At 70.9% G+C, this 13,532-nt stretch carries 12 protein-coding genes; 6 read left to right on the top strand and 6 right to left on the bottom strand.

Annotated elements, in window-relative coordinates; translation table 11 throughout:
• Nucleotides 1-47: 47 nt before the first annotated feature.
• Genes OUY22_RS10415 through OUY22_RS10405 form a run of 3 tightly spaced genes read right to left on the bottom strand, consistent with a single transcriptional unit; the run spans nt 48 to nt 3,144 of the window.
• Nucleotides 48-911, bottom strand: coding sequence for a carbohydrate ABC transporter permease (locus tag OUY22_RS10415; RefSeq protein ID WP_270154636.1), 864 nt, complete (start codon nt 909-911; stop codon nt 48-50).
• Complete coding sequence (locus OUY22_RS10410) at nt 908-1,834, bottom strand: carbohydrate ABC transporter permease (RefSeq protein ID WP_270154635.1); 927 nt, start codon at nt 1,832-1,834, stop codon at nt 908-910. The genes OUY22_RS10415 and OUY22_RS10410 overlap by 4 nt, the downstream gene beginning before the upstream one ends.
• On the bottom strand, nt 1,831-3,144 hold the full coding sequence (locus OUY22_RS10405) for a sugar ABC transporter substrate-binding protein (RefSeq protein WP_270154634.1): 1,314 nt from the start codon (nt 3,142-3,144) through the stop codon (nt 1,831-1,833). The genes OUY22_RS10410 and OUY22_RS10405 overlap by 4 nt, the downstream gene beginning before the upstream one ends.
• 133 nt (nt 3,145-3,277) lie before the next feature.
• Between OUY22_RS10405 and OUY22_RS10400 the strand changes: the two genes are divergently transcribed.
• The 6 genes from OUY22_RS10400 to OUY22_RS10375 all read left to right on the top strand — a co-directional run bounded on the left by OUY22_RS10400 (nt 3,278) and on the right by OUY22_RS10375 (nt 9,959).
• Nucleotides 3,278-4,072, top strand: coding sequence for an NAD-dependent epimerase/dehydratase family protein (locus OUY22_RS10400; RefSeq protein ID WP_270154633.1), 795 nt, complete (start codon nt 3,278-3,280; stop codon nt 4,070-4,072).
• Nucleotides 4,073-4,358: 286 nt separating this feature from the next.
• Nucleotides 4,359-5,345, top strand: a complete 987-nt coding sequence (locus OUY22_RS10395) for a carbohydrate ABC transporter permease (protein ID WP_270154632.1) — start codon at nt 4,359-4,361, stop codon at nt 5,343-5,345.
• Nucleotides 5,329-6,198, top strand: coding sequence for a carbohydrate ABC transporter permease (locus OUY22_RS10390; RefSeq protein ID WP_270154631.1), 870 nt, complete (start codon nt 5,329-5,331; stop codon nt 6,196-6,198). Before OUY22_RS10395 ends, OUY22_RS10390 begins: the two co-directional genes overlap by 17 nt.
• 39 nt (nt 6,199-6,237) lie before the next feature.
• Nucleotides 6,238-7,521 (top strand): ABC transporter substrate-binding protein, encoded by a 1,284-nt coding sequence (locus OUY22_RS10385; protein WP_270154630.1) that lies wholly within the window; start codon nt 6,238-6,240, stop codon nt 7,519-7,521.
• A 64-nt stretch (nt 7,522-7,585) separates the two neighbouring features.
• Nucleotides 7,586-8,866, top strand: coding sequence for a Gfo/Idh/MocA family protein (locus OUY22_RS10380; RefSeq protein WP_270154629.1), 1,281 nt, complete (start codon nt 7,586-7,588; stop codon nt 8,864-8,866).
• Nucleotides 8,867-8,876: 10 nt separating this feature from the next.
• On the top strand, nt 8,877-9,959 hold the full coding sequence (locus tag OUY22_RS10375; protein WP_270154628.1) for a dienelactone hydrolase family protein: 1,083 nt from the start codon (nt 8,877-8,879) through the stop codon (nt 9,957-9,959).
• A 64-nt stretch (nt 9,960-10,023) separates the two neighbouring features.
• Here the strand turns inward: OUY22_RS10375 and OUY22_RS10370 are convergent, their stop codons facing one another.
• The 3 genes from OUY22_RS10370 to OUY22_RS10360 all read right to left on the bottom strand — a co-directional run.
• Complete coding sequence (locus tag OUY22_RS10370) at nt 10,024-11,907, bottom strand: DUF6807 family protein (protein WP_270154627.1); 1,884 nt, start codon at nt 11,905-11,907, stop codon at nt 10,024-10,026.
• A 1-nt stretch (nt 11,908) separates the two neighbouring features.
• Nucleotides 11,909-12,958, bottom strand: coding sequence for a mandelate racemase/muconate lactonizing enzyme family protein (locus tag OUY22_RS10365; RefSeq protein WP_270154626.1), 1,050 nt, complete (start codon nt 12,956-12,958; stop codon nt 11,909-11,911).
• Nucleotides 12,955-13,532 (bottom strand): dihydrodipicolinate synthase family protein (locus tag OUY22_RS10360; protein WP_270154625.1); only part of this gene is annotated, 578 nt, incomplete at its 5' end. The genes OUY22_RS10365 and OUY22_RS10360, both read right to left, overlap by 4 nt.

Below are 13,532 nucleotides of genomic sequence, written 5' to 3'. Positions count from 1 at the left end.
CTTCTGGGCGTCAGGATATGGGATGTCGTCCAGGTATATGGACACCGTCATCCCTTCACCGCCCCGCTCGTGAGGCCGCGCATGAACTGCCGCTGGAACGCGAGGAACGCGACGATCGACGGCAGCAGGGCCAGCAGCGTGGCCGCCAGAAGCACCCCGATGCCCACCTCCTCGTCGGACCGGAGCGAGCGCAGCGCGATGGGCAGCGTCCACATGCCGGCTTCGGGCGCCACGATGAGCGGCAGCAGATACTGGTCCCAGATCATGGTGAAGCCGAACACCCCGATCACGCCGAGGGCGGGCCGGCACAGCGGCAGGATGATGGTGAAGAACGTGCGCAGCTCGCCCGCCCCGTCGATGCGGGCCGCCTCCTCCAGCTCGACCGGCACCTCCTTCATGAACTCGGTCATGACCAGGATCGAGAAGCCCCAGGCGCCGACCGGCAGGATCATGCCCGCGTACGTGCCGATCAGGTTGAGGTGGAGCACCGGCAGGTCGGCGAGCACCAGGGAGAGCGGGATCGCGATGATCTCCTCGGGGAGCATCATCGTGGTCAGCATGATGAGCATGACCACGCTCATGCCGCGGAACTTCTTGCGCGCCAGCGAGTAGGCCGCGAAGACGCTCACGATCATCTGCAGCAGCAGCCCGAACCCCACCACCACGAACGAGTTGAATAGGTAGCGGTAGACGTTGCGGTCGGCGGCGTGCACGAAGTTGTCGAAGGTGAACTCGTCCGGCCACCAGGTGAAGGAGGTCGGGTCGAGCGTCTTGTTGAAGGCGCTGATCAGCAGCCCGACCAGCGGCCCGGTGAACACCACCAGCATGCCCGAGTAGGCCAGGATCTTGCCCGCGGTGGCGAACGGCCCGCGGCGCGACTCCAGCCCCAGCGCGCTGTCGAACCTCATCATGCCGACTGCCTCCTGCGCATCAGCTGAACGAGCACGGTCAGCGCGAGCGTGGCCGCGAACAGCACGATCCCGCCCGCGGACGCGATGCCCAGCTCGCCGGTCTGGAAGCCGAGCTTGTAGATGAGCGTCATCAGCACCTCGGACGACCCGTTCGGCCCGCCGTTGGTGAGCACGTACACCTCGACGAACACCCGCAGGCCGCGGATGGCCGCGAGCGTGAACAGGATCCAGAACACCGGCCGCAGCGCGGGCAGCGTGATGTGCCGCAGCCGGCGCCAGGTGGACGCGCCGTCCACCGCCGCGGCCTCGTACAGGGTGCGGTCGATGCCGACCAGTCCGGCCAGGAAGATCATCATGTCGTACGGGGTGCCGCGCCAGATGCTCATGACCATGATCGACAGCAGCGAGGAGTCCTCGTCCGCCAGGAACGGCTGCGGGGCGATGCCCACCCAGCCCAGGATCATGTTGAGCGTGCCGGTGTCGCCCGGGTGGTACATGATCCGCCACACCTCGGCGACCGCCGCCATGGTGACCACGACCGGCAGGAAGGCCGCGGTCCTGACGAACCAGAGATACCGGGCCGGCCCCTCGATGAGCAGCGCGAGACCCAGCCCGAACACCAGCGATCCGGCCGTGGTGCCCAGCGCCAGCACCAGGCTGTGCCAGATCGCCGAGCGGAACGCCTCGTCCGTGAGGATGGTCGCGTAGTTGTCCAGCCCGACCCAGGTGCTGTCGATGTAGCGGATCTCCTGGAAGCTCATCATCAGCCCGGTGAACATCGGGATGAACTTGAAGTACAGGAACAGCAGCAGGGCGGGCGCGAGGAAGGCCCAGGCGATCAGCGCCCCCCGCCGGCGCGCCCGTCCGGGCGTCCGGCCGGGGGCCGCCGTCTGAGGCCGCGCCGGGGTCGGCGTCGGGGTCATGATGCCTTTTGGTTCCGCAGTTCCTGGGTCAGCTTGGTGGTGAGCGCGTCCATCTCGGCCTTGACGTCCTTGGCGCAGTCGGCCCACACCGTGTTGATCGCGTCGGCGGAGGTCTGCCGGATCGGCGCCCAGTTCGGCACCGGGTGGGCGTAGACCGCGTCGGCGTAGGCGTCCTGGAACACCTTCCAGCGCGGGTCCTGACGCTCGGCGGCCAGGTCGACCTCGGAATTGACCGGCAGGCGGACGATCGCGCCGTTGGCGTCCTTGTTCATGCCGATGCGCTGACCTTCGGCGGAGACGGCGAACTCGGCGAACTTCTTCTGGCCCTCGGTGTTCCGCGACCCGGCCATCAGGTAGACGTTCTCGCCCTCACCCAGCGTGCCGGGGCCGCCCGACGGGCCCTGGGGCACCGGGTACACCTCGATCTTGTCGGTGCCGACGCTCTCCACGAACCGGGCGAGCACGTACGGGCCGGTCAGGTAGATGCCGCCCTGGCCCTTCTCGAACACCTCGTGGGTGACCGTGGTGTCGTTGCTGACCGCGCCCGGGTTGACGGTCTTGGCGTCGCAGAACTGGTCCTGGAGGAACTGGACCGCCTCGACGGCCTTGGGGTCGTTCGTGACGGCGGTGAACGCTCCGGAGCCGGACGGGGAGACGAAGTCGCCGCCGTTGCCGTAGATGAAGGAGGAGGCGTACCACGAGGCGTAGCCGCGCTTGGTGCCGCCGGGGATGACGAAGCCGGAGGTGTCGTCCTGGCCGTTGCCGTCGGGGTCCTTCTCGGTGAAGGCCTTGGCCAGCGCGGCGAGGTCCTCCCAGGTCCGGGGCACGTCCATGCCGACCTTCTCCCGCCAGTCCCTGCGGGCGATGATGGCGAAGGCCTGGGCGGAGAAGGGCGCGGCCCAGGTCTTGCCGTCTCCGGCGGTGGCGGCCTTCCAGGCGAGGTCGGAGAGCTTGTCGCCGCCCGCGAGCGAGGCCCGGTCCACCTCGGTCAGCCAGCCCTGGGTCCGCATGTTGCCGATCTGGGCGGTGTCGTTGATCACGACGTCCGGGAGATCGCGCTGCGCCGCCTGCTGCTGCAGCTTGGTCTCGAAGTCGTCGAAGAGCGCGACCACCTTGGTCGGGACCCCGCTGGCCTTGGTGAACGCCTCGGCCAGGCGCTGCGCCGTCTTGGCCGCCTCGGAGTCGGGCGCCTGCCTGATCCAGATCTCCAGCGCGCCGTCGGTGGCCGAGCTCGTTCCCCCGGAGCCGCAGCCTGTCAGCGTGACGGCCAGGGTCGTGGCCAGGGCGACCCCGAGCAGACGTCGTGACATAAGACCGCCTCCTGTTCACATATGTGACAAGTGTCTTAGATATGGGCGAGTCCAGAAAAAAGTAACTAGTGACACACATCACGGTCAATATTCAAGAATGTGAATCTGGACCGGCTTCTTGTACAACGGGGGCATGCGCATACTGATGACCGGCGCCGCAGGGAAAGTCGGCACGCTGCTCCGTCCCCGCCTCGCCCGTGAGGGCCGGACGCTGCGCCTGTCGGACCTGACGCCGCTCGACACCGGACCCGGCGAGGAACTGGCCGTGGCCGACCTCACCGACGACCGGGCCATGGCCGCCGCGATGAAGGACGTCGACGCGGTGCTCCACCTCGGCGGCCAGAGCCGCGAGCACCCGTGGGCCGACGTGGTGCGGGCCAACATGGACGGCACCCACGTGCTGATGGAGGCCGCCCGCGCGGCGGGGGTCCGCCACGTGGTGCTGATGAGCAGCCACCACGCCGCCGGCTTCCACACCCGGCCGGCCTCCGGCGGGGAGCTCGCCGACTACGCCTTCCCGCGCCCCGACACGTACTACGGCGTGAGCAAGCTCGTCATGGAAGGGCTGGGCAGCCTCTACCACGACAGGTTCGGCATGCACGTGACCGCCATCAGGCTCGGCACCTGCAACGAGCGCTCCGCCGACACCCGCGGCCTGGCCACCTGGATCTCGCCGGACGACCTGGCCAGGCTGGTCGAGGCCGCGCTCACGGCCACCGGCTTCCACGTCGTGTGGGGGGTCTCCGACAACGCCCGCCGCTGGTGGTCGCTGGAGGAGGCGCGGGCGATCGGGTACGAGTCGCGCGACAGCTCCGAGTCGTACGCCGCCGAGATCATCGCCGAGCAGGGGGAGCCGGACCTGAGCGATCCGGTGCACGACCGGGTGGGAGGGGTCTTCACGCTGAAGGAGCTCGGCGGGGCCTGGTGACGGTTCCTGCTCGGTAGCCGCCCCGACCGATCAGGTCAGGGCGGCTGTCGGCATGCTCGGACTCGGCTGACGCCTGATGCAACCGGTTGTAGTGACGATGACTCCGCGTCAAAATGTTACGAACGCATATCCGCGTCCATCACCTGCCTGAGCTGCGGACATGTGGATAACGATATATCGATAACGGCTTTGTAACACCTGCAAAGGGTTGACGAAACTTTTCGCATCCTTATAGGAATGCGCTATCCGATCCCGCCGTGCCGGGCTGGGCCTGGAAGAGGGATGTATGTCCGAATCAATCTCTGTCACCCCGGAGCGACCCCCCAGCGCCCCGCCGGCGGCCCCGGGCCCGCCGGGGCGACGCCGGCGGACGCGGAACGTGAACGTGCACCGCCGGCGGGAGGCCCGCACCGCCTACGTCTTCCTCGCGCCGTGGTTCATCGGCCTCTTCCTGGTCACGGTCGGGCCGATCCTGGCCTCGCTGTACCTGTCGTTCACCGACTACAGCCTGCTGGAGGAGGCCGAATGGGTCGGCTGGGACAACTACCGGGAGATGTTCTTCGAGGACACCCGGTTCATCCAGTCGCTCAAGGTCACCACCATCTACGTGGTCGTGTCGGTGCCGCTGCAGCTCGCCTTCGCGCTGGCGCTGGCCCTCGCGCTGGACCGGGGGCTGCGCGGGCTGTCGTTCTACCGCTCGATCTACTACCTGCCCTCGCTCCTGGGCGGCAGTGTGGCCATCGCCATCCTGTGGCGGAAGATCTTCGGCACCGACGGCCTGGTCAACGCCCTGCTGTCCATCTTCGGCATCCAGGGGCCCGGCTGGGTGTCCGACCCGGACACCGCGCTCGGCACGCTGATCCTCCTGCACGTGTGGACGTTCGGCGCGCCCATGGTGATCTTCCTGGCGGGGCTGCGGCAGATCCCGCAGAGCTACTACGAGGCGGCCGCGGTCGACGGGGCCTCCAAGCTGAGGCAGTTCCGCTCGATCACCCTGCCGCTGCTCACGCCGATCATCTTCTTCAACCTCGTCCTCGAAGTGATCAAGTCCTTCCAGTCGTTCACGCAGTCGTTCATCGTCAGCGGCGGCAGCGGAGGACCGGTCGACTCCACGCTCTTCTACACGCTCTACCTCTACCTGAAAGGCTTCAAGAGCTACGAGATGGGCTACGCGGCCGCCATGGCCTGGGTCCTTCTGCTCATCATCGCCGGGCTCACCGGCGTGAACTTCCTCGCGTCGAAGTATTGGGTCTTCTATGGCGACTCGAAGTAAGCAGGTGCCGCTCCTGTTCCGCCCGGTGCCCCGGGGCGGCCGCCTGCTCAAGCACCTGCTGCTGATCGGCTTCGGCCTGGTCATGCTCTACCCGCTGCTGTGGATGATCTCCAGCTCGCTCAAGCCGGAGGACCTCATCTTCCGCGAGCCGGGCCTGTGGCCGAGCGCGGTCACGCTGGACAACTACAGCGAGGGCTGGACGTCGCTGAAGCACACGTTCGGCTACTACCTGTGGAACTCGGCCGTCATCACGGGCCTGTCCGTGCTGGCCAACCTGGTCGCCTGCTCGCTGGCCGCCTACGCGTTCGCCCGGCTGAACTTCCCGTTGAAGAAGCTGTGGTTCGCGATCATGCTGGGCTCGATCATGCTGCCGCACCACGTGACCGTCGTGCCGCAGTACATCGTGTTCGCCAACCTGGACTGGATCAACACGATCTGGCCGCTGGTGGTGCCCAAGTTCCTGGCCACGGACGCGTTCTTCATCTTCCTGATGGTGCAGTTCATCAGGACGCTGCCGCGGGAGCTGGACGAGGCGGCGGCCATCGACGGCGCGGGCTACTGGCGGATCTTCCTCCAGGTCATCCTGCCGCTGTGCATGCCGGCGCTGGCCACGACCGGCATCTTCACCTTCATCTGGACGTGGAACGACTTCTTCAGCCAGAACCTGTACCTGACCAACTCCGACAACCTCACGGTCGCCGTAGCGCTCCGGCAGTTCCTGGACTCCAGCGGCGAGTCCTCGTGGGGCCCGATGTTCGCGATGTCGATCGTGTCACTGGGGCCGATCTTCGGGTTCTTCCTGGCGGGGCAGAAGTACCTGATCCGCGGCGTGGCGACCACCGGCCTGAAGTAGTTCCTCTTCACCCCCTGTAACCCAAGAGGAGGTAGAGCTGTGAACCTCAGCTCTCGCAAGACGATGACGGTCGCCGCGCTGTCGGCGGCCCTGCTGACCGCGGCCGCGTGCGGCGGCGACAGCGGCGGCGCAGGCGACGGCGGCGACGGCGGCAAGGTGAAGATCACCTTCGCCTACTGGGGCAGCGACGCCCGGCAGAAGCTGACCGAGCAGGCCATCCAGAAGTTCGAGGAGAAGAGCCCGACGATCGACGTCGAGGGCGACTTCTCCAACTGGGACAGCTACTACGAGAAGCTCGCCACCAAGGTCGCCGCCAACGACGCCCCCGACGTGCTGAGCATCGAGATCCGCGGCCTCAGCGAGTACGCCGGCCGCGGCGCGCTGATGGACCTGGGCGGCAAGCTGCCCACCGCCGACCTGGACCAGCAGGTCCTGTCGAGCGGCCAGATCGAGGGCAAGCAGTACGCCGTCCCGACCGGCGTCAACGCCTTCTCCATGCTGGCCAACCCGGCCGCGCTGGAGAAGGCGAAGAAGGAGCTGCCGGACGACACCTCGTGGACCTGGGACCAGTGGGTCACGCTGGCCCAGGAGATCTCGGCCACGGGCGCCGCCACCGGCGCGGAGTACAACTTCAACCCCGCCTGGCTGCAGATCTACGCGGCCCAGCGCGGCGAGAAGTTCTACGACGGCACGAAGATCGGCATGTCGGCCGACACGATCAAGTCCTGGTGGGCCATCCACCAGAAGCTCATCGAGACCAAGGGCTCGCCCGACGCCGCCAAGAGCGAGGAGATCGGCGACACCGGTCCCGAGCAGTCGCTGCTCGGCACCAACGCGGGCGCCATGGGCATGTGGTGGAGCAACCAGCTCAACGCCCTGACGAAGTCGTCCGGCCAGGACATGACGCTGCTGCGGATGCCCAAGGCGGAGGGCGCCACCACCAGCGGCATGTTCCTGCAGCCCGCCATGTTCTACGCCGCCTCGGCCAAGACCGAGCGCGCGGCCGAAGCGGGCAAGTTCATCGACTTCCTGGTCAACGACCCCGACGCGGCCGGCATCCTGCTGAGCGACCGCGGCCTGCCCACCAACGCCAAGGTGCTCGCCGCCGTCAAGGACAAGCTCCCGCCCGCCGACCAGAAGACCCTGGAGTTCATCGACGAGGTCAAGAGCGAGCTGAGCCCGATCGAGGCCCCGCCGAAGGGCGCCCTGGAGATGGAGGACATCCTGGAGCGCGCCAGCGAGGAGGTCGTGTTCGGCCGGGCGACCCCGGACGAGGCCGCGGCGAAGTTCCTGCAGGAGGCGAACGCCGCCATCGCCGGCTGACCAGCCGGCGACCGGCCGGGGGCACCCCGCCCCCGGCCGCCACCGCGACCCGGGGAGAGAGCACGTGAGCACCAGGTACGCCTTCGTCGGTCTCGGCCACCGCGCGCAGCTGTACGTCGACGCGCTGCTGGGCGACTGGCGGGACACCGGGACCATCGTCGGCCTGTGCGACGTCAACACCACCCGCATGGCCTACTACGCCGAGAGGATCGGCGGCTCGGTGCCGTGCTTCGCGCCGGACGAGTACGGCAAGATGCTGGAACTGGCCGACGCCGTGGTGGTGTGCACGGTCGACGCCACCCACGCCCGCTACGTCGTCGCCGCCCTCGACGCCGGCCTCGACGTCATCGTGGAGAAGCCGCTCACCGTCGACGCCGAGGGCTGCGCCGCCATCGCCGAGGCGGCCGAGCGCAACCCCGGCAAGCTGGTGGTCACGTTCAACTACCGCTACTCGCCGCGCAACTCGGCGGTGAAGCGGCTCCTCGGCGAGGGGCTGATCGGCGAGGTCACGTCGGTGCACTTCGAGTGGGCGCTCGACACCATCCACGGCGCCGACTACTTCCGCCGCTGGCACCGCGAGCGCGCCAACTCCGGCGGGCTGCTCGTGCACAAGTCCACCCACCACTTCGACCTGGTCAACTGGTGGCTCGGCACGGCTCCGGAGCTCGTCTTCGCCCAGACCGACCTGCGTTTCTACGGCCAGGCCAGGCCGCGGGGCCCGCGACCGCCGCGCGGCCAGGGCGCTCCGGGGCTGGGCAGCGATCCGTACATCCTGGACATATCCCAGGACGAGCGGCTCAAGCGGCTCTACCTGGACGCCGAGCACGAGGACGGCTACATCCGTGACCAGGACGTCTTCGCGCCCGGGGTGACCATCGACGACACCATGGCGGTGCTGGTCCGCTACGCCGACCGGGCGATGCTCACCTACTCGCTGACCGCGCACGCGCCGTTCGAGGGGTACCGGGTGGCGTTCAACGGCACGGAGGGCCGGATCGAGCTGGAGGTGTGCGAACGCGCCTGGACCCCGCCGCACGCCGCCGTCGACCCGAGCGCGGCGAGCAAGGAGCGCGCGGCCGGCTCCTGGGAGCGGCTCGTCCTGCACCGCCATTGGCGGGAGCCGGAGGAGGTGCCGATCGACCGGGGCGCCGGCGGCCACGGCGGCGGTGACCGGCTGCTGCTGGACGACGTCTTCCGCGGCCCGGGCGACGACCCGCTCGGCCGCCCGGCGGGTTACCGGGACGGCATCCGCAGCGTGCTGGTGGGCGTCGCGGCCACCCGCTCCGCCGACACCGGCCTGCCCGTCCGCCTCACGGCCGACGGCACCCGCCTGGCCGACGCCTGACCCGTACGAGATGCGGCATCTGGGGGAGTTCTCGGGGCTCGCCGACGTGGCCGGGAGGCAGTGGGAGCTGTTCCCGGACGCGCCGGCCGGGCCGGAGCTGCGCAAGGCGGCGCGCGAGGCCATCGGGACGCTCGACCTGACGGCGCGGGACGTACGGGTGGAGCGCACGTGGACGGCCGGCGGCCTGGACGGCGAGGAGCTGTCCTGGGACGTCGGCTACGGCCCGCGCACCCGCGCCTACCTGCTCAGACCGCACGGCCACCGCGGAACGCTCCCCGGCGTGGTGGCCCTGCACTGCCACGCGGGCATGAAGTGGGCGGGCAAGGAGAAGATCGCCGACGGGCCCGAGCCGCCCACGCCGGAGGTGCGGCGGCTGCGCGGCGAGCTCTACGGCGGCCGGGCGTTCGCCTCCGAACTGGCCGGGCGCGGCTTCGCCGTGCTGGCGCACGACGTGACCGGCTGGGGGAGCCGCCGGTTCCCGCCGGAGGACATGCCGGAACGGGTGACGGCCCTCGCGGACGACCCGGAGCTGTCAGAGGCCGACCGCTACGACGTCGCCGCCGGCCACCACGAGCACGTGCTGGAGAAGTACTGCCGGCTGCTGGGCACGTCGTTCGCGGGCGTGGTGGCGGGCGAGGACCTGGCCGCGGCGGCGTACCTGCGCGGCCGGCCCGGCGTCGGCCCGGTCGGCTGCGTGGGCCTGTCGGGCGGCGGGCTGCGGGCGGCCCTGCTGGGCGCGTTCGACCCCGGCGTCCGGGCGGTCGTGGTCGCCGCGATGACGTCGTCCTACGGCGACCTGCTGGACGGGTACGTGGCCGCGCACACGTGGATGCTCTTCCCTCCCGGCCTGTCCCGGGTGTGCGACTGGCCCGCGCTGGTCGCCGCCGGGGCGCCGCGGCCGCTGCTGGCGCTGTACGCCGGAGACGACCAGCTGTTCCCCGGGCGGGGGATGCGCCGCGCCCACGAGGCCGTCGCCCGCCGCTACCCCGGCGGCGGGTATGAGGGCGTCTTCTTCGACGTCCCGCACCGCTTCGACGTGCCGATGCAGGAGCACGCCTTCACCTGGCTGGCCGACCGGCTGAATCCGGCCTGAGAGGGCGGCCACCGGACGGGATCGGCGGACCAAAGGCCCGGCCCGCGCCGGGCCGGGCCGGGTGTCAGCGGCCCGCGGCCAGCTCGGCCGCCTCCTGGCGGGACAGGCGTCCGTCGACCACCACGACGGACACCTTCCGGTCGAGCCGGTCACCGAACGTCAGCGGCGTGTCCCAGGCCAGCGCCGTGCCGACGCCCGGATACTCGGCCACCCGGACGAACCAGGGGTCGCCGCCCTGGACGAACAGGAGCGTCCACGCCTCCGACGACAGCGCCAGCCACGGCGTCCGCGAGCCATGGACCCGCTCCTCGCCTTCCGCCGTCGCGGTGAACACGCGCAATCCCGGCGAGCCCGCCGGCGCGCGCCAGAAGAACCCGCCGTAACCGGCGCCCGCCCGCCCCTTCGTGGCCGAGCTGCGCACCGTCAGCGGCGCCCCGGTCAGGTTGTGCAGGGTGAAGCCGAACTCCAGCACCCAACCGCGTGCCGCCGGGCGGGCCCGCACCGTCCGCTCCTCCCGCACCAGCGCCTCTTCCCCGGGCCGCTGCCACAGCAGCGTCTCGATGAAGCCGGCCGGGTGGCGCTCGGTGAAGGCCACGTGCCGCTGGACGCCGTGGTCGTCGAGCCAGGCCGGGCCCCGGTCGCGGACGTAGGTGCGCCCGCCCCAGAAGTTGCGCCCGCCCAGGTCCGTCACCGCCACCCCGGCCCCGAGGTGGTGCGGGTGGTCGTCGGGCCGCAACTCGGTCACCACGGCGCCGCCGAGGGTGCGCACCGGGTGCAGGTAGGGGCGGGGCGCGGCGGTCAGCGGCAGGTCCGGGCTGGTCACGTACTCGGCGACGGGCAGGCCGCGCACCACCAGCGGCGTGGCCCAGCTGAGGCCCAGCTCGGAGAAGAGCGCGAGCTTCGCGGCGCACGCGTCGACGGCGGCGGCGATGCCGGGGAGCACCCGGCCCTCGCCGGACAGGTCCTGGTGGTCGTCGGCGATCGGCAGCGGGTCGGGCGCGAGCCTGATCGCCTCCATCACCTCCATGAACCCGCCCGTCCGCTGGATCGGCGCCAGCAGCGGGACCCCGGAGCGCACGTGCTCGACCAGGTTGACCAGCAGGTCGGTGCGGCCGTAGCGGCGCGCGGGCCCGTCGTCCACTCGCACCTCGTCCATCGTGTAGACGAACCGGACGCGCCCCCTGTCGCCGTGCACGAGCACGTACGGCTCGTCGCGCTCGGCCGCGCAGAGCGTGACCGCGGCCACCAGCGGAGTGCCGTCGGCGAGCGTGACCCGGACGGCGGAGGTGTCGTCGGACTCGATCCGGTTGGCGTGGAACAGCTCGGTCTCCACGGAGGCGATGGCGCCGCGCTCGTCGGCCCCGGCCACGGCCAGCGCGGTGGCCAGCGCGTGCGCGAACGGGTTCGTCAGCGCGCCGTCGACCACGTCCACCCCGTCGAGCACCCGCCGGCCCGCCCACGGGCTGCGGGTGAAGTACGCGGCCGGGCGCGGCCACGAGCCGCCCACGCCGATGCCGGTGACGCGGCCGATCGCGCCGCTCGCGATCAGTTCGCGCACCGCGGGCACCGCCGCCGAGCCGAGGCTCTGGAAGCCGACCTGACAGGCCAGCCCCGCCTTGGCGGCGGCCCGCTCCATCCGGTAGAAGTCCGCCAGCGTGGCCGCCGTCGGCTTCTCCACCAGCACGTGCGCCCCCGCCTCCAGCGCGGCCAGCGCCAGCTCGGCGTGGGTCGGGATGGGCGTGGCCAGGATCGCGATCTCGGCGCCGGTCCTGGCGATCAGTCCGGGCAGGTCGGCCGAGATCTCCGGGGAGCCGAGCCCGTGCAGGCTCTCCGGCGGGACCGGCCGCACGTCGCAGACCCCGGCCAGCTCGACCAGCCCGGTCAGCCGGCGCAGCCGGTCGAGATAGTGGGCGCCGAAGCCCTGGGCTCCGGCCAGCACGACACGCATGTCACCTCCAGCGCAGGCCGAGGCCCCGGTGTTCGCCGGCGCGCAGCTCCGCGCCGTCCATCCGGACAGGGTGCGGCTCGGCGAGCAGCCCCAGAGCGGCGAACGAGGCGTCCTCGACGTCCTCGGCCATGGACGGCAGCGGCAGCGTCAGCGCCAGCTGCCCCGACAGGTCCGGCAGCAGGTGCGGGTGGACCGGCACGTCGAAGGCGCGGGCCAGCTCCGCGATCCGCAGGAACGGGGTGATGCCGCCGACCCTGACCACGTTCGGCTGCACGACGTCGCAGGCGCCGGCCACCAGCAGGTCGCGGAAGCCGTAGACGGTGTAGACGTTCTCGCCGACCGCGATCGGCACGTCCACCGACCGGCGCAGCTCCACGTGGGCCGCCACGTCGTCGGCCGGCAGCGGCTCCTCCAGCCAGTGCAGCCCGTACGGGGCGAGCGCCTCGGCGGCGCGCCGGGCCCGGTGCAGGTCCCAGCGCTGGTTGGCGTCCACCATCAGCAGCGTGTCCGGGCCGATCACCTCGCGGACGGCGGCCACCCGGGCCACGTCCTCGCGCAGGTCGGGCCGGCCCACCTTGATCTTCACCCCGGGCAGACCGGCGGCCTTCCACCGGCCGGCCTGCGCCACCAGTTCGTCCAGGGGGTAGTGCAGGTTGACCCCGCTTCCGTACACCGGGACGGAGTCCCTGCGGCGGCCCAGCACGTCGACCAGGCCGCGCTCGCCGCAGCGCAGGTCCCACAGCGCCAGGTCGACGCCGGCCAGCGCGATCGTGGTGATCCCGCCGGGCCCTGCCTCGCGCAGGTGCCGCCAGAGCCGGTCCCACACGACCTCGGGATGCGGGTCCAGGCCGATCAGCGCGTCGCGGACGTCGTGCTCCAGCAGCGCACCCACCGCGTGCGCGCCGATCTGCGGCGTCCAGGAGAACCCGGTGCCCACCCGGCCGTCGGCGAGCGCGACCTCGACGACCAGGACGTGGTTGGCGGGCACGTCGGGCCCCCACGGGCGGCGCAGCGCGACCGTGCGCGGTGTGACGGTCAGATCGCGGATCATGGCGTGCCGATCAGCGCACGCCCGTGCTTGATCAACGCTTCGAGCTCGGCCACGTCCTCGGGCGCGGCGTCGACCAGCGGCGGCCGGACCGGCCCCACGTCCAGGCCGCCCAGCCGGACCCCGGCCTTGACCAGCGCGACCGCGTACCCGGGGACCTTCGAGCGCAGCCGCACCAGCGGCTCGTAGAACTCGGTCAGCAGCCGGTGGTCGCCGTTGAGGTACGCGTTCGCGATCTCGGGCGCGAAGGCGAAGACCGCCGAGGAGTACAGCTCGACGCCGATCCCCCGGTAGGCGCCCATGGTCAGCTCGGCCGTCGGCAGGCCGTTGAAGAACGTGAAACCGTCGCCCACCTCCCTGCGCACCGCCAGCACCGAGCGCTGGATGAGGTCGATGTCGCCCAGGCCGTCCTTCAGCCCGACCACGCCCGGCACCCGGGCCAGTTCGACGACCCGGTCCGGGTCGAGCACCACCGGGCCGCGCTGGTAGACGATCACCGGCAGGATCGCCGCGATCGCCCGCACGTACGCGACGAACCCCTCGGCCGTGCCCATGGCCAGGTAGGGCGGCATCAGCA

The organism is Nonomuraea corallina (genome assembly GCF_027620315.1).
GTDB classification, from domain to species: Bacteria; Actinomycetota; Actinomycetes; order Streptosporangiales; family Streptosporangiaceae; genus Nonomuraea; species Nonomuraea corallina.
This window is presented reverse-complemented; position numbering and strand designations above follow the sequence as displayed.